The sequence below is a fragment of the Catenuloplanes indicus genome, from assembly GCF_030813715.1.
Taxonomy (GTDB): Bacteria; Actinomycetota; Actinomycetes; order Mycobacteriales; family Micromonosporaceae; genus Catenuloplanes; species Catenuloplanes indicus.
In genome coordinates, this window is sequence record NZ_JAUSUZ010000001.1 from 5,348,948 (window position 1) to 5,367,453 (window position 18,506).

Sequence of the window (18,506 nt, forward strand, 5' to 3'; positions counted from 1 at the left end):
CGCGTGCCGGACGCCGGAAGGATCTCCGGCCAATAGCGTTACGAGCATGACGAAGGTGCTCAGCGTGAGCGCGGTCGACCGGAGCTTCGCCGGCCGGCAGGTGCTGAAGGACGTCACGTTCGACGTGACCGCGGGACGCATGACCGGTTTCGTCGGCGCCAACGGCGCCGGCAAGACCACCACGATGCGGATCGTTCTCGGCGTGCTCGCCGCGGACTCCGGCGAGGTCACCTGGGGCGGCGTGCCGCTGACCCGGGCCGAGCGCCAGGCGTTCGGATACATGCCCGAGGAACGGGGCCTCTACCCGAAGATGTCCGTCCGCGAGCAGGTCGTCTACCTGGGCCGGCTGCACGGGCTCAGCGCGGCCGAGGCGAAGCGCAGCGCGGACGACCTGCTGGAGCGGGTCGGGCTGGGCGAGCGCGCGGACAGCACGCTGGAGACGCTGTCGCTCGGCAACCAGCAGCGCGCCCAGGTGGTCGCCGCGCTGGTGCACGACCCGGAGGTGCTGGTCCTCGACGAGCCGTTCTCCGGCCTCGACCCGATGGCGGTCGACAACGTCGTCACCGTGCTGCGGGAGCGGGCCCGGGCCGGTACGGCCGTGCTCTTCTCCAGCCACCAGCTCGACGTGGTCGAGCGGCTCTGCGACGACCTGGTGATCATCGCGGACGGCACGATCCGCGCGGCCGGTGAGCGGGAGGCGCTGCGCACCCGGTACGCCCGCCGCCAGTTCGAGCTGGCCGTCGACTCCGACCTGGGGTGGCTGCGCGACCGGCCGGCCACCACGATGGTCGACCTGGACGGCCGCCGCGCGGTCGTCGAGCTGGAGGACGGCGCCGACGATCAGGAGCTGCTGCGCGACGCGCTCGCCCGCGGCCCGGTCCGTACGTTCCGCCCGGTCGTCCCCACGCTGGCCGAGATCTTCCGAGAGGTGACGCAATGAGCAACGGCCGTCAGTTGTCGAACTGGGAGGCGACGCGGCTCGTCACCGCGCGCGAGATCAAGGTCAAGATCAGGGACAAGGCCTTCCTGATCAGTACGGCGTTCCTGCTGGTCTTCGCGATCGCCGGTACGGTCGTGCCGTCGCTGATCGGTGGCAGCGCGTCCAGCGTGGCGATCGTCGCCGGTACGCCGGCCGACCGGTTCACCACCGTCGGCCTGGAGGTCCGCGAGGTGCCGGATGCGGCCGAGGCGGAGCGCCTGGTGCGCGCCGGCGAGGTCGACTCGGCCGTGGTCGACGGCGTGGTGCTGGCCATGCAGGAGGCGCCGGAAGAGGTGGTGTCCGCGCTGAGCACCGCGCCCGAGGTCCGCCTGCTCGACGCGGACGCGGTGTCCGGCGCGCTGGCGTTCCTGATCCCGTACCTGTTCGCGATGGTCTTCTTCTTCACGTCGCTGATGTTCGGCCTGCAGATCGCGCAGAGCATCACCGAGGAGAAGCAGACCCGGATCGTCGAGATCCTGGTGTCCAGCGTGCCGCCGCGGGTGATGCTGGCCGGCAAGGTGCTGGCCGGCACGATCCTGGCGTTCGGCCAGATCGCGCTGCTCGCACTGGTGTCGATCGGCGGCATGCGGTTCGCCGGCGGTGAGACCTCCGGCGGCGTGAGCCTGCTGAACCTGCTGGCACCGGCGATCGGCTGGTTCCTGCCGTTCTTCGTGGTCGGGTTCGTGCTGCTGGCCGCGATGTGGGCGGTCACCGGCGCGCTGGTCAGCCGGCAGGAGGACATCAACAGCGTCTCCACGCCGGTGCAGCTCGCGGTGATGTTGCCGTTCTTCGGAGTGATCTTCCTCAGCGGCAACCCGCTGGCGATGACGATCATGTCGTACATCCCGTTCTCCGCGCCGATCGCGATGCCGGTCCGGTTGTTCACCGAGGACGCCGCGGTGTGGGAGCCGTTCGTCGCGCTGGCGCTGCTGGTGCTGGCCGCGGCCGCGATGCTGGTCGCCGCGGCCCGCCTCTACGAGGGTTCGCTGCTGCGCACGAACGGCAAGACCTCGCTCGGCACGGCCTGGCGGTCTCGCGAGGCGCTGCCCCGCTGAGACCGACCGCGGTGCCGGCTCACCCCTGAGCCGGCACCGCGGTCAGCTTCTCCGGGTTGAGCTGGCTGAACAGGCCGGTGATCCGCCCGTCCGCGACCGCGAACGAGGCCACCTGCCGGTACGGCCGGCCGTCCGCCCAGGTGCCCTCCAGCAGCAGCCCAGCGTCGCCGTTGACCAGCACCGGCTCGACCCGCAGCCGGCTGAGTCTCCCGTCCCGGCGGCCCCAGAGCCCGGCCACGAACCGGGCCACCTTCTCCGCGCCGGTCACCGGGCGGCGGCTCGCGGTCACGTGCCCGCCGCCGTCGCTGATCGCCACGCCGTCCGGGTCCAGCGCCGCGATCAGCGCGGCCAGGTCACCGCGGTCGGCGGCGTCCAGGAATGCGGCTATCACGCGGCGCTGCTCGGCCAGGCCGGCGGTGTGCCGCGGCTCGCCGTCCGCGACCGCGCGCCGGGCACGGGAGGCCAGCTGGCGGGCGGACGCCGCGGAGACACCGAGCGTGCCGGCGATCCGGTCGAACGGCACCGCGAACATGTCGTGCAGCACGAACGCCACCCGCTGCTCCGGCGTCAGCCGTTCCATCACCACCAGCAGCGCCAGCCCGACCTGGTCGGTGCGGGCCGCGCGCTCGGCCGGGTCGGCGTCGCCGTCCGGAATGCGCTCGACGATCGGCTCCGGCAGCCACGGGCCGACGTACGCCTCGCGGCGCACGCGCGCGGAGCGCAGCACGTCCAGGCAGAGCCGGGCGGTGGTAGTGGTCAGCCAGCCGCGCAGGTCGCGGATCTCCGCGCGGGCGGCCGGGTCGGCGAGCGCGGCCGCGTAGCGCAGCCAGGCGTCCTGCACCACGTCCTCCGCCTCGGCGCGGCTGCCCAGCATGCGGTAGGCGACCGAGGCCAGGTGCGCCCGTTCGGCCTCGAACTCGGTGGCGAGATCCGTCACCAGCGCCTCCTCCATCGACCTCGGCCGGTTCATCCTGCCACTGGGTGAGCGCATGCCCAACGAAATGTGACCAAGCGTTTAATGCCTTTCGTACTATTTGTCGTTATGACGGGAAGCGTGTCGACGGTCGCCAGCGGGCTGGTCGGGCTGGCCGGAACCGGCGGTGCCGCCGCGATCGGGCTGGCCATGATCCGCCGCCCGCGCCCTTACCTGCCGGGCAGCCACGCGCTGCTCGACCCTGGCCGTCGCGACCCGCTCGGGGACGCGCTGCGCCGGGGGTACGGCAGCGCCTCCATCCCGGTCCAGGCCGGTCCGGACGGTCGGCCGCTGGTGCGCGGGCGCCCGGTCGGCCGGCTGCTGCTCCGCCCGCTGCTCGACCGGGCGCGGCGCCGCGGCGGGCGCGTGCACCACGGTCCCACGCCGCCGTTCGGGCTGGTGCTGGAGCTGGCCCCGGCCGTACCGGTGCGGGATCTTCTGGGGTGTCTGCACGAGGAGGTGGCCGCGCATCCCGGGCTGGTCACCCGCGCGGTCGACGGCCGGGTGGTCCCGGGCGCGGTCACCGTGCTGGTCTCCGGCACGCCGGAGGTCCGCGAGGTGCTGGCCGCCGACCCGGGCCGGCACCTCTTCGCGGACGGTACGTTCGACGACCTCGGTGCGGAGGAGGCGCCGGCCGCGCTGGTGCCGATGGTGAGCGAGCACTGGTCGTGGCGGTTCGGCTGGGACGGTGAGGAGCCGATCCCCGCCGAGGAGCGGTACCTGCTGCACGACCTGGTCCGGCAGGCGCACGAGGACGGCCGCCGGGTGCGGCTGTTCGGCGTGCCGCACCGCACGCGGCGGATCCGGACGGCGTGCTGGGCGGAACTGGCCGCGGCCGGCGTGGACCTGATCGGTGACGCGAATCTCCCCGCGCTCGCCCGATACCTGCGCACGGCGCGGCGGCCGAAACGGCCGGTGGTCACGCCTCGATCGACGTAGTCTACGAAATGTACCCGTAACATCGCGCTGGGTCACATCAAGGTTAATAAGCGGTGAACGCGACTTGAATGGCGTGATGCAAGCGGTATCCGGGGGTTTACGCACGCGCACCGTTCCTTAGCATCACCTGCGCAGGATCGATGTCGACCTGCCGCGAACAGCCCCGGCCGCGGGAACGCCGGCCAGACGCAGCGAGGTTCAGTCCGTGAAGTTTTCCTTCCGTCCCGTCGAGGGCGCCTTCTACGAGCTCTTCACCAGAGCCGCGCACAACCTGGTTCGCGGCACCGAGCTGCTGAACGAACTGTCCCTGCCGGGCGTCGACGTGCAGTCGGTCAGCGAGCGGCTGACCGAGGTCGAGCACGACAGCGACGCGATCACGCACGAGCTGTACAAGAAGATCAACTCCACGTTCGTCACGCCGTTCGACCGGGAGGACATCTACTCCCTCGGTTCGCAGCTGGACGACGTGATGGACCACCTCGAGGCGGTCGGCAATCTGCTCTACCTCTACGGCCTGACCAAGCTGCCGACGCTGCCGCGCGAGCTGCACGAGCTGGTCAATGTGCTGGACCAGCAGGCGAAGCTGACCGCGGCCGCGATGCCGAAGTTGCGCGCGCTGAAGGACCTCGAGGAGTACTGGATCGAGTGCAACCGGCTGGAGAACGATGGCGACCGGGCGTACCGGATGCTGCTGGTCCGGCTCTTCTCCGGTGAGTACGACGCGCTCACCGTGCTGAAGCTCAAGGAGGTCGCGGACGAGCTGGAGGCGGCCTGCGACGCGTTCGAGCACGTGGCCAACACCGTCGAGACGATCGCGGTCAAGGAGTCATGAGTCCCGAGCTCATCGCTGTTATCGCGGTGATCGTGGTGGCGATGGTGTTCGACTACACCAACGGCTTCCACGATGCGGCGAACGCGATCGCGACCAGCGTCTCCACCCGGGCGCTGACGCCACGCGTGGCGCTGGCGATGGCCGCGGTCGGCAACTTCGTCGGCGCGCACTTCGGCGCCGGCGTGGCCAAGACGGTCGGCGACGGCCTGGTGCACCTGCCTACCGGTGTGGAGAGCCTCGGCGTGCTCTTCGCCGCTGTGATCGGCGCGATCACCTGGAACCTGATCACCTGGTACTTCGGGCTGCCCTCGTCGTCCTCGCACGCGCTCTTCGGCGGCCTGGTCGGCGCCACGCTGTTCGCGGCCGGTGGCTCCGTGCAGTGGGGCAACATCGTGGAGAAGGTGCTGATCCCGATGGTGCTGTCGCCGCTGGTCGGCGCCGCGCTCGGCTTCGTCGTGATGATCGCGCTGCTGTGGCTGTTCCGGAAGGGCCAGCCGGGCAAGCTGAACCGCGGCTTCCGCTGGGCGCAGACCGCGTCCGCGGCCGCGATGTCGGTCGGTCACGGCATGCAGGACGCGGCGAAGACCATGGGCATCGTGGTGCTGGCGCTCTACACCGGCGGCTTCGCGGACGACAAGACGCACATCCCGGAGTGGGTGTTCTGGACGTCCGCGGCGATGCTGGCGGCCGGCACCTACGCCGGTGGCTGGCGGATCATAAGGACGCTCGGTCGCAAGATCATCGACCTGCGCCCGCCGGAGGGCTTCGCGGCCGAGGCCGTGGCCAGCAGCGTGCTCTACTTCAACGCGCTGGTCCTGCACGCGCCGATCTCCACCACGCACACCATCACCAGCGCGATCATGGGTGTCGGCGCGACCAAGCGCCTCTCCGCGGTCCGCTGGAACGTGGCCGGCAACATCGTGATCGCCTGGGTGACCACGTTCCCGGCGGCGGCGCTGATCGCCTGCCTGACCTATTTCGTGGTCGCACCGCTGTTCGGCTGAGCCACGGTCCCTCCCCGCGCGGCGGGGAGGGACCGCACGGCCGGTCAGTCGTAGGAGAGGCCGATCTGAGCACGGACGTCGTCCAGCAGGCCCATCACGTCGAGCGTGAGCGCGTGCGGGATCGCCGGGCTCTCGGTCAGCCCGGCCCGCAGGCACCGGTTGATCTCCGCGGCCTCGAACTGGTAGCCCTTGCCCGGGAACTCCTCGGTGAACACCTCCGGCTCGGCGCCGGCCCGGTGCAGTGTCATCGCGCGCGGCACGAACGCCGGGTCGTGCAGCGTGATCCGCCCGGCGCTGCCGCTGATCACCGCGCTGTTCGGCGTGGCGCCCAGGATGCCGCAGGTCAGCGTGGCGACCGCGCCCCGGTCGTACCCGAAGATCATCGCGGTGTTCTCGTCCGTGCCCTCCGGGCCGAGCTTCGCCCAGGCGCGCACGTGGTCCGGCTTGCCGAGGAACAGCAGCGCGATCGCGATCGGGTAGACGCCCAGGTCCAGCAGCGCGCCGCCGCCCAGCGCCCGGGCACGCATCCGGTGCTCCGGCGGGAACGGCCCGGACACGCCGAAGTCGGACGACACGGTGGTCACCTCGCCGATCGCGCCGTCCTCGACCAGCTGCACCGCGCGCCGCACCACCGGGTTGAGGCGCGTCCACATCGCCTCCATGAGCAGTACGTTCTTCTCCCGCGCGCGTGCGACCATCTGCCGGGCACGCGCCGCGTCCAGCGTGAAAGGCTTCTCGCAGAGCACCGCCTTGCCCGCGTCCAGGCAGGTCATGGTGGCCTCGAAGTGCGCGGAGTGCGGCGTCGCCACGTAGATCACGTCGACGTCCGGGTCCGCGGCCAGCTCGGCCCAGCTGCCGTGGGCGCGCGGGATACCGTGCGTGCCGGCGAACGCCCGCGCGGACTCCGCCGACCGCGAGCCGACGGCCACCAGCTCCGCGTCCGGCAGCAGCTTCAGGTCCTCCGCGAACGAGGCGGCGATGCCGCCGGTGGCCAGGATGCCCCAGCGAACGGGTCGATCATTCATGTGACGCACGCTATCCGACCGCGCGACGGGTTAGGGTCGCGGAATGGCTGAGCTGTGGCCCCTGCCCGCGCCCATGGTCGACCGCATGCGCCGCTTCGCCGACTCGGGGGAGACCCCGGCCGTGCCGCGCGTCGCCGCCACCGTCGTCATGATCAAACCCACGCGCCCCATGCGGGTGTACGTGATGCGCCGCGCGTCCGCGATGGTCTTCGGCGGCGTGTGGGCGTTCCCCGGCGGCAGCGCGGAGCCCGGTGAGACGCCGCCGGAGGCGGCCGCGCGCGAGGTGGCGGAGGAGGCCGGCGTGCTGCTCGACCCGGCCGCGCTGACGCCGTGGAGCCGGTGGATCACGCCGGAGTTCGAGCCGCGCCGCTTCGACACGTACTTCTACCTGGTCGCGTTGCCGCCCGGCGCCGACCCGCGCGCGCTGACCACGGAGTCGGACGACACGGCCTGGGTGACCCCGCGGGACGCGCTGGACCGGCTGGCCGCCGGTGAATGGGCGATGCTGCCGCCCACCGCGGTCACGCTGCGCCAGCTCGACGCGGCCGGTGACCTGGCGGGCGCGCTGGCCGCCGCCGCGACCCGCGATCCGTCCACCCCGGTCATGCCGCGCGCGGTCGACGGCCACCTGTCCATCGAGCTCTGAACGGCAAAATGCCCCGGGGGTACGTACCCCCGGGGCATGTGGGTCGTGAAGGCTCAGCCGAAGCGGCCGGTGATGTAGTCCTCGGTCCGCTTCACGCTCGGGTTCGAGAAGATCTTCTGGGTGTCGTCGTACTCGATCAGGCGCCCCGGGTCACCGGTCTTGTCGATCGAGAAGAACGCGGTGCGGTCCGAGACGCGCGCCGCCTGCTGCATGTTGTGCGTGACGATGATGATCGTGAACCGGTCCTTCAGCTTGAAGATCAGGTCCTCGATCGCCAGCGTGGAGATCGGGTCGAGCGCGGAGCACGGCTCGTCCATCAGCACGACCTGCGGCTCGACCGCGATGGTGCGCGCGATGCAGAGACGCTGCTGCTGACCGCCGGAGAGGCCGGCGCCCGGCTTCTCCAGCCGGTCCTTGACCTCGTCCCAGAGGTTCGCCGACCGCAGCGACTTCTCCGCGGCCTCCTGCAGCACCGACTTCTTGGTGACGCCGTTCAGCTTCAGGCCGGCCACCACGTTGTCGAAGATCGACATGGTGGGGAACGGGTTCGGCCGCTGGAACACCATGCCGATCAGCCGGCGGACGGCGGTGACGTCCACGTGCTTGTCGTAGATGTTCTCCTGGTCCAGCGTCAGCGTGCCCTCGACCCGGGCGTTCGGCAGCACCTCGTGCATCCGGTTGATCGACCGGAGGAACGTGGACTTGCCGCAGCCGGACGGGCCGATGAGCGCGGTGACGGTCTTCGGCTCGACGACCATGTTGACGTTCTCGATGGCCTTGAACGAGCCGTAGAACGCGTTGACGTTCGTCGCCTCGACGCGCTTTGCCATGGTGGTTACTCCTCGGGGTGCTTCAGCGAGTCAGCCGGTTGCGGCGGGCGAGCAGCTTCGCGCCGATGGTCAGGATCAGGACCAGCGCCACCAGGGTGAGCGCCGCCGTCCAGGCGCGGTCCGGGGAGAACCGCGTCGATTCGGTGGCCTGGCTGAACACGAACAGTGCGAGCGACGACTGGTTGTTCTCGAACGGGTTGAAGTTGATCGCCGCGGTACCACCGGCGACCAGCAGCACCGGCGCGGTCTCACCGGCGGCGCGGGCGATCGCCAGCATGATGCCGGTGATGATGCCGGGCAGCGCGGTCGGGATGACGATCCGCAGGATGGTCTTCCACTTCGGCACGCCCAGCGCGTACGCGCCCTCGCGGAGCGGCGCCGGCACCAGCCGCAGCATCTCCTCGGTGGAGCGGACGATCGTCGGGAGCATCAGCACGCTGAGCGCGAGCGCGGCGGCGAAGCCGGAGTAGCCCGGCCGGCCGTCGTTGAAGATCGGCGTGACGATCAGCACCCAGAACGCGAGCACGAACAGACCGGCCACGATCGACGGGATACCGGTCATCACGTCGACGAAGAAGCGGATCGCCAGCGCCAGCCGGCCCCGGCCGTACTCGACCAGGTAGATCGCGCCGAGCACACCGAGCGGGATGGTGAGCAGCGCGGCGATGCCGACCTGCTCCAGCGTGCCCACGATCGCGTGGTAGGCGCCGCCGTTGGGGTCCCGGGCGCCGATGTTGTTCATCGACGTGAGGAAGAAGTCCGCGTCGAGCCGGTTGACGCCGTTCGAGATCAGCGTCCAGACCACCGAGGCCAGCGGGAGGATCGCCAGCACGCACGCGGCGTGGATCAGCGCGCTCCAGGTGCGGTTGCGCGCGGACCGGACGCCCTCCACCGCGTTGGCCGCGATGAAGAAGCCGATCAGGTAGAAGACCGCACCGAGCACGATGACCAGCACCCAGTTGCCGATGCCGGTGCCGAGCACCAGCGCGGCGGAGAGGGCCAGCGCGGCGACCGCGGTGGCGACCGCGGCCCAGCCGGGCAGCCGCTTGGTGTGCAGGCTGCCGGCCTTGACGTCGTCCTGTTCCGGGGCGAGAAGTGTCATGCGGCCACATCCGTGAACTCGCGGCGGCGGTAGATGATGATGCGGGCCGCCATGTTGACCACCAGGGTGATGGCGAAGAGGACCAGACCGGACGCGATGAGCGCACCGCGGCCGATCTCGTTGGCCTCGCCGAAGCCGTTGGCGATGTTCGACGCGATCGTGACGCCGCCGTTGGTGATGATGTCCGCCGTGATGACGAACGACGAGCCGAGCGTCATGGCCAGCGCGATGGTCTCGCCGAGCGCGCGGCCGAGGCCGAGCATCACGGCGGCGATCACACCGGGGCGGCCGTAGGGCAGCACCGCGGTGCGGATCATCTCCCACTTGGTGGCGCCGAGCGCGAGCGCGGCCTCCTCGTTCTGCTTCGGCGTCTGCATGAACACCTCGCGGGAGAGCGAGGTGACGATCGGCAGGATCATGATCGCCAGAACCAGCGAGCCCAGCAGGATCGAGTTGCCGTACGGCCCCTCACCGCCGAACAGCGGGATCCAGCCGAAGTACGTGTGCAGCCAGACCGAGAAGTCGCGGACCGGCTCGATGAAGACCGACCGGCCCCAGAGGCCGAAGACCACGGACGGCACGGCCGCGAGCAGGTCGATGACGAAGCCGAGACCGGTGGCGATCCGCCGGTGCGCGTAGTGCGACAGGAAGAGCGCGATGCCCAGCGCGATCGGCACGGCGATGATCAGCGCGATGACCGCGGAGACCACGGTGCCGAAGACGATGGCGGCGATGCCGAACCGCGGCGGCGTGCCGGTGGCCGCCCAGTTGTTGTAGGTGAAGAAGTTCTCCTCGTTGGCCTGCAGCGCCGGGATCGCCTCGGTGATCAGGAAGACCGCGATGGCGACGATGATGACCAGCACGGTCGTGCCGGCCGCGAGCGTCAGGCCGCGGAAGGCCGGCTCGGTGCCGAAGGCCTTGGCGCGCGGCAGCGCGGTGCCGCCGCCGTTCCCCCCGAGCGGGGTGCGCCGGCCGTTACTGGAGTTGTTGTCAGAAAGGCCATCGGCAGACGCCGCGAGGCCGGCGGCCCTGGTGTTTCCACCTGGGCCGCCGGCACTGGCGTCGACCGAGCGGGGAGGGGTGTCACCCATCAGCGCGCTCCGTCTTAGGCGTTCGTATCGGGGGGTTGTCTACCGTCAGGCGATCGCCGCGACGGCGGTCTCGACCTTGGCGCGCACCGTCTCGGGCAGCGGGGCGTAGCCCAGCTCGAGCAGCGCGGCCTGACCCTCGGTGCTGGCCGCGTAGCCGAGGAAGCCCTTGATCAGCGCGAGCTTGTCGGCGGAGTTGCCGGCGGAGCAGGCGATCTCGTAGGTCACCAGGACGATCGGGTAGGCACCCGCGGTCTTGGTGGCGTAGTCGATGGACATCTTGAGGTCGTTACCGGTACCGGTGACCTCGGCGCCCTCGATGGTCTTGCCGGCCGCGTCGGCGGTCAGCTCGGTGAACTCACCGGCACCGTTCTGGATGGCGGCGGTGTTGAGGTCGGAGTTCTCCGCGAAGGACATCTCGACGTAGCCGATCGAACCGGCCGAGCCGGCGACGGCGGAGGCAATGCCGTCCGAGCCCTTCTGGCCGGTTCCACCCTTGATGTCGGCCGGCCAGGACTTGGCGGCCTCGTAGGTCCAGTCGGCCTCGGCGACCTTCGCCAGGTACTTGGTGAAGTTCTCCGTGGTGCCGGACTCGTCCGAGCGGTGGACCGGGTTGATGGTGACGTCCGGCAGGGTGACGCCGGCGTTGTCGGCCGCGATCTCCGGCGCGTTCCACTTGGTGACCTTGCCGGCGAAGATCTTCGCGAGCGTGGCCGGGGTCAGGTTGAGCTTCTCGACGCCGTCGACGTTGAAGACGACCGCGATCGGGCCGATGACCGCCGGGAGGTGGATGGCCGGGTTGCCCGCGCAACGCTGGTCGGCCTTCGGCTGCTGGTCTTCCTTGAGCGCCGAGTCCGAGCCGGCGAAGTCGGCGGTGCCGGCGATGAAGGCGTTGATGCCCGCGCCGGAGCCGGAACCCTCGTAGTTGATGGTCGAGCCGGCGCACGCGGTCTGGTAGGCCTTGATCCACTCAGCGACCGCGTTCTTCTGCGCGGACGAGCCCTGAGCGTTCAGCGTGCCGGTCGCGCAGTTGGCGGCGGCGGGGGCGGACGCGCCGGGCGCGGCCGCGTCGGTCTCCGTGTTGTCCGATCCGCAGGCGCTCAGGGCGAGCGTCGTGGTCAGGGCGAGGCACGCGAGAGCGCCGTGCCGGTGGAGCTTCACCGTGGGAATTCCCTTCAAGTGGACGGTTCGCCGGGTTGGGCGTCCCGGCCGCCGGAGTCGCACCGGCTGAATTGCAAGCTAGGAGCGTCAGGTAGCCGTAACGCCCGGTGTAAATGAACAGGGACTTAACAGGTCCCAGCCTCGACGTGTCCTGCGTCTGAGGGGCAGTTGTCCGTTTCGTGAACCGAGTGACTCCTGACCGAAATATCGCTTATATCGTCCCAGTCGAGATCGTGACGAGTCGTTGCCGTGACGTCTCTGTTATCAAAGTTGCAGGTCACGGGCGCACGGAAAACGGCCCGGCGGGCGCGATGTAGATCACCGCGCCCGCCGGGCCGTAGAAGACTTCGAGGGATTCGTTACCCGACCGGAATGGGGGCCAGCTCCGATTCCGGCAGCGGCCGGCTCGGCGGCACCACGAACTTGTAACCGACCTGGCGCACCGTGCCGATCATCGACTCGTACTCCGAGCCGAGCTTGGCGCGCAGCCGCCGCACGTGCACGTCGACCGTGCGCGTGCCGCCGAAGTAGTCGTAGCCCCAGACCTCGCGCAGCAGCTGGTCGCGGGTGAACACCCGGCCGGGGTGCTGGGCGAGGAACTTCAGCAGCTCGAACTCCTTGTACGTCAGGTCGAGCGGGCGGCCCTTGAGCTTCGCCGCGTACGTGTCCGGGTCGATCGAGAGCTCGCCGGCCCGGATCAGCCCACCGGCACCGGCGGTCGCGTTGGTGAGCCGGCCGACCGCGAGCCGCAGCCGCGCCTCGACCTCGGCCGGGCCGGCGCTGGCCAGGATGACGTCGTCGACGCCCCAGTCCGCGTTCAGCGCGATCAGGCCGGCCTCGGTCACCACCGCGACGAGCGGCACGCCCAGCCCGGTGGCGTGCAGCATGCGGCAGGTGGCACGGGCCTCGGCGAGCTCCGAGCGGGCGTCCACGAGGACGGCGTCCGGGCTCGGACCGGAGACGAGGGTGCGTACGTCGCGGGGAGCGGTCCGCACCGAGTGGGGGAGAAGATCGAGGGCGGGAAGCACGACGGACGGTTCACCCGCGCGTGCCGTCACCAGCAGCAGAATTTCCACACAGACCTCCGTCCTGGCGGCGGGAGGCCGCGCAGGTGACCGGTAGCGGCGCCAGGCTCAGGCCGGGCTACCCCGAACTGGCTGATCCCCAAACCAGCGTTGGTCCCGGCATCGCTGACGGGCGTCAAGGCATTACCTTAGCCGATCGTTAAACAAAAGCGCTCCTGCGAGTTCAAGGAGTGAGCAAGGGGACGCGGTATTGACATCGGATGAACACATGCGCGATCAGCGTGGTGAGCGTCGCTGTTGCCGCGTCTGGCACCATCGCATTCGTGTTCCCCTCCGCAGCTGATGACGACCGCCCCGCGGGCCCGTCCAAGGACGCCGGTTTCTTCCCGAAGGCGCCGAGCCTGGTCGGCGACGCGCGCCGCGCCGCCGAGGCGGAGGAGGACGAGGAGCCGATCGAGCCGGTCGAAGTGCGCCGGCTGCTCTCACTGGCGATCGCCGGGTTCGCGGCGCTCCTGGCGATCGGCCTGATCTTCGGCGCGCAGACGTCCGGTCCGGGCAACGCGCGCCTGCCGTACGCGACCGTGGTCTTCGGCGTGCAGCTGTTGTTCATCCTGGCCTGGACGATGGCGACCCGGCCGCCCGCGCTCCCGCTGGTCGCGACCGTGGCGGTGGGCACCGCGCTGGCCGCGGACGCCGCCGCCGTACTGCCCACGGTGGCCGGTGCCGGTCCGCTCGCCTGGGTGGCGGTCGGCGGTCTCGCGGCCGGCGTGATCGGCCAGCTGTTCCGCGCGCAGGACCGCGCCCGGGTGCGCGAGTCGTTCTTCTCCACGCTGCTGATCGTGCTCGGCGTGGTGGTGCTGGCCATGCTGATCGTGCTGACCCGTAAGCCGGCCGGCACCCAGGCGATCGTGGTCTGCCTGACCGCGGCCGGTGTCGCGCTGGTGGTGGCCCGCGCGCTCGACTCGGTCTTCGCCTGGCCCCGATTCGAGCCGCACGTGCCGCGCGGCGGTCTGGGCGTGGTGCTCGGCACCATGATCGGCACCGCGGTGGCCGCGGTGATCGGCCGCTACCAGGTCGGCTTCGACCCCGGCAGCGCCGCGCTGGTCGGCCTGGTCGCGGCCGGTGCGGCCAGCCTGGTGGACCTCGCCACCGACTACTCCGAGGCCGGCCGGCAGCTGGCCGGTGACGCGCCGACCATGTTCCTGGCCCGGCACATGCAGGGGCCGCTGGGCGGTTTCGCACTAGCGGCGCCGATGGCCTACCTGATGTCTGTCATGTTCCTCACCTGAGCCCGTTGGGTATCCGGTTCCGTAACAAGACTCAAGTCTGACGAGCGCGCTGGGAGGCGACGGTGACGGTGTACGAGCAGCCGACCGAGCAGGTTGAGGTCGAGCGGCCGCGGCGCCGCCGGCGGGGACGGGCGTTGCTCATCACGCTCATCGTGTTGCTGATCGTGCTGGGTGTGCTGGTGGTGGTCGCGGACCGGGTGGCGCACGGCTACGCGGAGAACCGGATCGGCACCGAGATCGACGGTCAGCTCGCCGCGCAGGGCCTCAGCGCCGAACCGGCCGAGGTGTCCGTGGGCGGCGTCCCGTTCCTGACCCAGGTGCTGGCCGGCCGGTACGACGAGATATCCGTGCTGCTGCGCGAGGTGCAGGGCCAGGTGCCCGGCGCGGCGGACGTGGTCCGCATCCCGACGCTCGACATCGACGCGACCGGGGTCTCCGCGCCGCTGGACACGCTGCGCACCGGCCAGGGTGAGATCGTCGCGTCGAACGTCAACGGCGTCGGCACGATCGACTACACCAGCCTGGCCGGCATGATCGGCCAGGACGGCGTCACGCTCTCCCAGCAGGACGGCAAGCTGGGCGCGACGCTGCCGGTCGAGGTGCTCGGCCAGCGCGTCGAGCTGAAGGGCACGGCGAACATCGCGGTACAGGACAACACGGTGCAGGTCCGGTTCGACACGCTCACTGCCGAGGGGCTGCCGGACAACGCGCTGGTCCAGAACCTGATCAGCGGGTACGCGGAGCAGCTCTCGCTCAACGTGGCGCTCCCGGCGCTGCCGTTCGGCCTGCAGGTCACCGAGATCAAGCCGGCCGTCGAGGGATTGCAGGTCACCGCGACCGCGAAGGACGTTCCGCTGAACCAGGGCGCCTAGGGCTCGTTCGGCGGATCCCGACGGCCTGCGGCGAGGTCCACCAAACACGCCCTGATGATCCGGGTAGATCAAGATCAAGATTCGTGATCTACCTGCTTCCGGCATGGTTGCGCCCGTTCGCTCCCGCGGGCCAACCTCGCCGGCCGGAAAGACTTCGCCGGAACTCCGCTTTCCGGCCGGCTTCGGAGCCGGTTTCCCGGTGGTGCGGCGGTTTCCCCGTGGTGCGTCGGTTTCCCGGTGGTGCGGCGGTTTCCCAGTGGTACGGCGGTAACCCACGCGGCAGCCGTCGTGCCGTGGGATCCGCGGCGCGGATCTCACGGTCTCCGGCAGCGCGCACCCCGCGGACGCCGGCGGGCGGCTCACTGATCCGTGGCGCGGGCTGCGGAGGTTTTCCCGGCCACAGCGGGACTGGAAGCCCGCGGGAGCATGCGGGCTGCATCACGCCGGAAGCGGGAAAATCCGCTTCTGGATCTTCGAACTGTGTTCCGGGTGGCGTGACTTCCCGCATGGTGGTCGCCCCTGTGCGTGACCTTGGCGCGCTGGTAGGGTCCTTCGCATGGGCACGATGCTCACTAAAAGGCGCGCGGTCGACCTGTGCCGCGTGGCCGCCTGCCTCTGTCCCCGCGTCTCCTGACGGCGGGGCTGCCTTCACGCCTGCGCGTCGGCTCGATCGAGTCGCGCGACCGCGTGGCACTCGATCTCTCTGAGCCCGGCACCGGCGCCGTCGCACAAACACGAGAACCCTCCATCTACAGGGTCCCGCGCGTGGTGCGACAAACTCTCACCGATAAATCCGCGCGCTGACTCGACCCACCAAATCCTCACAAGGAGTGATTCGATGAGTCGCGACACCGCACTCGTTTCGGCTGACTGGGCCGAGAAGAACATCGACGCGCCCGGCGTCGTCTTCGTCGAGGTCGACGAGGACACCACCGCCTACGACGGCGGCCACATCGCCGGCGCGATCAAGCTGAACTGGAAGACCGATCTGCAGGACGAGGTCCGCCGCGACTTCGTCAACAAGGAGCAGTTCGAGGCGCTGCTGTCCGCGCGCGGCATCTCGAACGACGACACGGTCGTGCTCTACGGCGGCAACAACAACTGGTTCGCGGCGTACGCGTACTGGTACTTCAAGCTCTACGGCCACCGCGACGTCAAGCTGATCGACGGCGGCCGCAAGAAGTGGGAGCTCGACGCCCGGCCGCTGGTGAAGGGCGAGGTCACCCGCCCGGCCACCACCTACGTGGCCCAGGAGCAGGACCTGTCGCTGCGCGCGTTCCGCGACGAGGTCGTGGCCGCGATCGGCACCAAGAACCTGGTCGACGTGCGCTCCCCCGACGAGTACGCGGGCCGGCTGCTCGCCCCCGCCCACCTGCCGCAGGAGTCGGCGCAGCGCGGCGGGCACATCCCGACCGCGGTCAGCGTGCCGTGGAGCAAGGCGGCGAACGAGGACGGCACGTTCAAGTCCGACGAGGAGCTGGCGAAGATCTACGGCGACGCCGGGCTCGACGACGGCAAGGACACCATCGCGTACTGCCGGATCGGCGAGCGCTCCTCGCACACCTGGTTCGTGCTCAAGGAGCTGCTCGGCCACCAGAACGTGAAGAACTACGACGGTTCCTGGACCGAGTACGGCTCGCTCGTCGGCGTGCCCGTGGTCCTCGGCGACGAGCCCGGAAAGGCGTGATCACCATGACCGCTGTCACCGACGCGACCTGCGCCGCGCCCGACCAGTCCGCCCCGCTGCCGGCCGGCATCGACCTGGCCAAGGAAACCGTGATCACCGGCGTGGTGACCTCCGCCGAGGGCGAGGCCGTGCAGGGTGCGTACGTGCGCCTGCTCGACTCGACCGGCGAGTTCACCGCGGAGGTCGTCACGTCCGCCGCGGGCCAGTTCCGGTTCTTCGCCGCCCCGGGCTCGTGGACGCTGCGCGCCCTGTCCCGCCACGGCAACGGCGACCGGACGGTCTCCGCCGACCGCGGCCTCAACGAGTTCGCGGTGACCGTCGGCGACTGACGTCACCGCACCGATCGCAGAGCCGGTCCGCCCTCACCCGGGGCGGACCGGCTTTCCTCGTTTTGACACCATGGCACGGTGACCGAGGCCCAGGTTTCCCCGTGGTGGCGGCGCCGGGGCGTGGCGCCGGCCGCGGTCACCGCGTGGGTGCTGGTGATCGCCGGCCTGGCGTACTACTCGTACCGGACCGACGCGCCGACCGTGCGCGACCACCGGCCGCTGGACCGGGCGGTGCCGGTGGCCGAGCGCGCGTACGGCACCGTGCTGGCGAAGCTGGCCGAAGGGCCGGGCGACGGCGGCGTACGACCGGTGATCGTGCTGCAGCCGCCGCGGATCGCGCCCGGCTGCCGCGTGACGACCGCGCGGGACGGCGCGGAACTGACCCGCGCGGCCACCGTCCACATCGCACCGGAGGACGCGGCGCCGCTGATCGAGCGGGTTGCCGCCGCGGGCGCGCTGCCGGCCGGCTACCGGATCTGGCTGGGCCGGGACGCCGCCGGGGTCACGAACTCGTTCCGGGTGGACGCCGGTGACTTCATCGGGCTGCGTGGCATCGTCGAGGAGCCGGGCGTGCTGCGGGTGGCGCTGGAGAGCGGCTGCCGGCCGGTCGACGGCCCGCTGCCGGCCGTCGCTGAACCGGCCGCGGACCCGATGTCGGCGGGCCGGGCCGAGGGCGTGCTCGCGGCGCTGGGCGCGACCGGCTCGCGGCAGAGCGCGGCGTCCGTGCCCTGCCCGGGCGGCGGGACGCTCACCACCGCGCTGGTGGCCGGTTTCCCGGAACGCGCGCCGGTGCTGAGCGACGTGCTGACACCGCGCGCCGGGCTGGTGCTGACCAGCGGCGACAGGCGGTTCGCGTATTCCGACGGCGCGCGGGAGGGCGTCGCGGTGGAGGTGGCCGACGGCGGCGAGATCGCGGTCGCCGCGACCACCTCCTGCTGAGCCCTCAGCCCGCGACGCGCAGCAGCCGGGCGGACAGGTGCGGGGTGAGCGGCAGACCCTCGGCGGCCATGTCGTACGCGTAGAGCAGCGCGCCCTCGACGATGCCGAACAGCCGGTGGCCCGCGGTCACCTCCTTGGCGGTGGAGGTGCGCACGACCAGGTCCGTGACCAGTTCCATCTGGGTGGTGCCCTTGGTCTTGCCCAGGTACATCTCCATGATGCCGGTCGGGCTGGTCATCAGCGCCTCGACGTCGTCGGTGACCCGGTCGTTCACCACCACCGGGCGCCACCAGCCGATCTCCCGCCCGGCCGGGCGGATCGGCTTCGCCTCCTCGTCGATGATCCACGCGCGCGACTCGTAGAACAGGAACGGCCGGCCGTCGTGGCTGATCCGCAGCTCCTGTGCGAAGTGGAAGTCCTCGCCCTCGAGCGTCGGATAGCCGCCCTGGCCCCGGCCGCGCCACACGCCGACGTACGGCAGCAGGCCCAGCAGGTGCGGGTGCAGATCCGGCCCGGTGCGCAGGTCGTGCGTCTCCTCGAACGGGTACGCGTACTCCACCGGAGCCAGTGAGGCCCACGGCGGCAGCAGCGGGTTGTCCGACGATGTGTCCGGCGAAGTCACCAGCGTCCCCTTGAAATCCTTACGGCGAGATACGCGAGACCGCCCGCGAGCGCGCCGAAGCCCGCCACCAGCAGGCTGACAAACCCGATCTCGGTAACCATGACCGGCC

At 70.7% G+C, this 18,506-nt stretch carries 21 protein-coding genes; 12 read left to right on the forward strand and 9 right to left on the reverse strand.

Going from position 1 to position 18,506, the window contains the following annotated elements:
- Positions 1 to 46: 46 nt before the first annotated feature.
- A complete protein-coding gene (locus tag J2S42_RS24105; protein ID WP_307242614.1) occupies positions 47 to 940 on the forward strand; it encodes an ABC transporter ATP-binding protein in 894 nt (297 codons plus the stop codon).
- A gap of 14 nt (positions 941 to 954) precedes the next feature.
- Positions 955 to 2,034 (forward strand): ABC transporter permease, encoded by a 1,080-nt coding sequence (locus J2S42_RS24110; RefSeq protein ID WP_307248988.1) that lies wholly within the window; start codon positions 955 to 957, stop codon positions 2,032 to 2,034.
- Between the two features lie 19 nt (positions 2,035 to 2,053).
- Here the strand turns inward: J2S42_RS24110 and sigJ are convergent, their stop codons facing one another.
- Positions 2,054 to 3,004 (reverse strand): RNA polymerase sigma factor SigJ, encoded by a 951-nt coding sequence (gene sigJ / locus J2S42_RS24115; protein ID WP_307242615.1) that lies wholly within the window; start codon positions 3,002 to 3,004, stop codon positions 2,054 to 2,056.
- A 72-nt stretch (positions 3,005 to 3,076) separates the two neighbouring features.
- On the opposite strand from sigJ, the gene J2S42_RS24120 reads away from it, so the two are divergent.
- From J2S42_RS24120 to J2S42_RS24130, 3 genes are all read left to right on the forward strand, one after another.
- Entirely contained in the window at positions 3,077 to 3,946 is an 870-nt protein-coding gene (locus J2S42_RS24120) for a PI-PLC domain-containing protein (RefSeq protein WP_307242616.1), read from the forward strand.
- Between the two features lie 205 nt (positions 3,947 to 4,151).
- Entirely contained in the window at positions 4,152 to 4,778 is a 627-nt protein-coding gene (locus J2S42_RS24125) for a DUF47 domain-containing protein (protein WP_307242617.1), read from the forward strand.
- Entirely contained in the window at positions 4,775 to 5,782 is a 1,008-nt protein-coding gene (locus J2S42_RS24130; RefSeq protein ID WP_307242618.1) for an inorganic phosphate transporter, read from the forward strand. The genes J2S42_RS24125 and J2S42_RS24130 overlap by 4 nt, the downstream gene beginning before the upstream one ends.
- A gap of 44 nt (positions 5,783 to 5,826) precedes the next feature.
- Here J2S42_RS24130 and J2S42_RS24135 read toward each other — a convergent pair whose 3' ends face one another.
- Positions 5,827 to 6,807, reverse strand: coding sequence for a Gfo/Idh/MocA family protein (locus J2S42_RS24135; protein WP_307242619.1), 981 nt, complete (start codon positions 6,805 to 6,807; stop codon positions 5,827 to 5,829).
- 43 nt (positions 6,808 to 6,850) lie between these two features.
- On the opposite strand from J2S42_RS24135, the gene J2S42_RS24140 reads away from it, so the two are divergent.
- Positions 6,851 to 7,453, forward strand: coding sequence for an NUDIX hydrolase (locus J2S42_RS24140; RefSeq protein ID WP_307242620.1), 603 nt, complete (start codon positions 6,851 to 6,853; stop codon positions 7,451 to 7,453).
- Positions 7,454 to 7,506: 53 nt separating this feature from the next.
- Here J2S42_RS24140 and pstB read toward each other — a convergent pair whose 3' ends face one another.
- The 5 genes from pstB to J2S42_RS24165 all read right to left on the reverse strand — a co-directional run bounded on the left by pstB (position 7,507) and on the right by J2S42_RS24165 (position 12,710).
- Positions 7,507 to 8,283 carry a phosphate ABC transporter ATP-binding protein PstB gene (gene pstB, locus J2S42_RS24145; RefSeq protein WP_307242621.1) on the reverse strand — a complete coding sequence of 259 codons (777 nt, stop codon included), beginning with the start codon at positions 8,281 to 8,283 and terminating at the stop codon, positions 7,507 to 7,509.
- 22 nt (positions 8,284 to 8,305) lie between these two features.
- Positions 8,306 to 9,385 (reverse strand): phosphate ABC transporter permease PstA, encoded by a 1,080-nt coding sequence (gene pstA / locus J2S42_RS24150; protein ID WP_307242622.1) that lies wholly within the window; start codon positions 9,383 to 9,385, stop codon positions 8,306 to 8,308.
- Positions 9,382 to 10,476 carry a phosphate ABC transporter permease subunit PstC gene (gene pstC, locus J2S42_RS24155; RefSeq protein ID WP_307242623.1) on the reverse strand — a complete coding sequence of 365 codons (1,095 nt, stop codon included), beginning with the start codon at positions 10,474 to 10,476 and terminating at the stop codon, positions 9,382 to 9,384. Before pstC ends, pstA begins: the two co-directional genes overlap by 4 nt.
- 45 nt (positions 10,477 to 10,521) lie before the next feature.
- On the reverse strand, positions 10,522 to 11,634 hold the full coding sequence (pstS, locus tag J2S42_RS24160; protein WP_307242624.1) for a phosphate ABC transporter substrate-binding protein PstS: 1,113 nt from the start codon (positions 11,632 to 11,634) through the stop codon (positions 10,522 to 10,524).
- A 359-nt stretch (positions 11,635 to 11,993) separates the two neighbouring features.
- Positions 11,994 to 12,710 carry a winged helix-turn-helix transcriptional regulator gene (locus J2S42_RS24165; RefSeq protein WP_307242625.1) on the reverse strand — a complete coding sequence of 239 codons (717 nt, stop codon included), beginning with the start codon at positions 12,708 to 12,710 and terminating at the stop codon, positions 11,994 to 11,996.
- 272 nt (positions 12,711 to 12,982) lie between these two features.
- Here J2S42_RS24165 and J2S42_RS24170 point away from each other — a divergent pair, with 272 nt between their 5' ends.
- The 6 genes from J2S42_RS24170 (at position 12,983) to J2S42_RS24190 (ending at position 17,775) form a co-directional block, all read left to right on the forward strand.
- The gene (locus tag J2S42_RS24170) at positions 12,983 to 13,948 is read left to right on the forward strand and encodes a hypothetical protein (protein WP_307242626.1); all 966 of its coding nucleotides are present in this window, start codon (positions 12,983 to 12,985) and stop codon (positions 13,946 to 13,948) included.
- A 62-nt stretch (positions 13,949 to 14,010) separates the two neighbouring features.
- Positions 14,011 to 14,820: an LmeA family phospholipid-binding protein gene (locus J2S42_RS24175; protein ID WP_307242627.1), complete on the forward strand. Its 810-nt coding sequence runs from the start codon at positions 14,011 to 14,013 to the stop codon at positions 14,818 to 14,820.
- 565 nt (positions 14,821 to 15,385) lie between these two features.
- Positions 15,386 to 15,454, forward strand: a complete 69-nt coding sequence (locus tag J2S42_RS41985) for an Ms5788A family Cys-rich leader peptide (protein WP_370879426.1) — start codon at positions 15,386 to 15,388, stop codon at positions 15,452 to 15,454.
- Positions 15,455 to 15,658: 204 nt separating this feature from the next.
- Positions 15,659 to 16,507 carry a sulfurtransferase gene (locus J2S42_RS24180; protein ID WP_307242628.1) on the forward strand — a complete coding sequence of 283 codons (849 nt, stop codon included), beginning with the start codon at positions 15,659 to 15,661 and terminating at the stop codon, positions 16,505 to 16,507.
- 5 nt (positions 16,508 to 16,512) lie between these two features.
- Positions 16,513 to 16,836: a DUF1416 domain-containing protein gene (locus tag J2S42_RS24185; protein WP_370879236.1), complete on the forward strand. Its 324-nt coding sequence runs from the start codon at positions 16,513 to 16,515 to the stop codon at positions 16,834 to 16,836.
- 78 nt (positions 16,837 to 16,914) lie between these two features.
- Positions 16,915 to 17,775, forward strand: a complete 861-nt coding sequence (locus J2S42_RS24190) for a hypothetical protein (protein ID WP_307242630.1) — start codon at positions 16,915 to 16,917, stop codon at positions 17,773 to 17,775.
- A gap of 4 nt (positions 17,776 to 17,779) precedes the next feature.
- On the opposite strand, the gene J2S42_RS24195 is transcribed toward J2S42_RS24190, so the two are convergent.
- Complete coding sequence (locus tag J2S42_RS24195; RefSeq protein WP_307242631.1) at positions 17,780 to 18,397, reverse strand: heme-binding beta-barrel domain-containing protein; 618 nt, start codon at positions 18,395 to 18,397, stop codon at positions 17,780 to 17,782.
- The gene (gene mtfM, locus J2S42_RS24200; RefSeq protein ID WP_306835781.1) at positions 18,394 to 18,498 is read right to left on the reverse strand and encodes a small membrane protein MtfM; all 105 of its coding nucleotides are present in this window, start codon (positions 18,496 to 18,498) and stop codon (positions 18,394 to 18,396) included. The genes J2S42_RS24195 and mtfM overlap by 4 nt, the downstream gene beginning before the upstream one ends.
- Between the last annotated feature and the right edge of the window lie 8 nt (positions 18,499 to 18,506).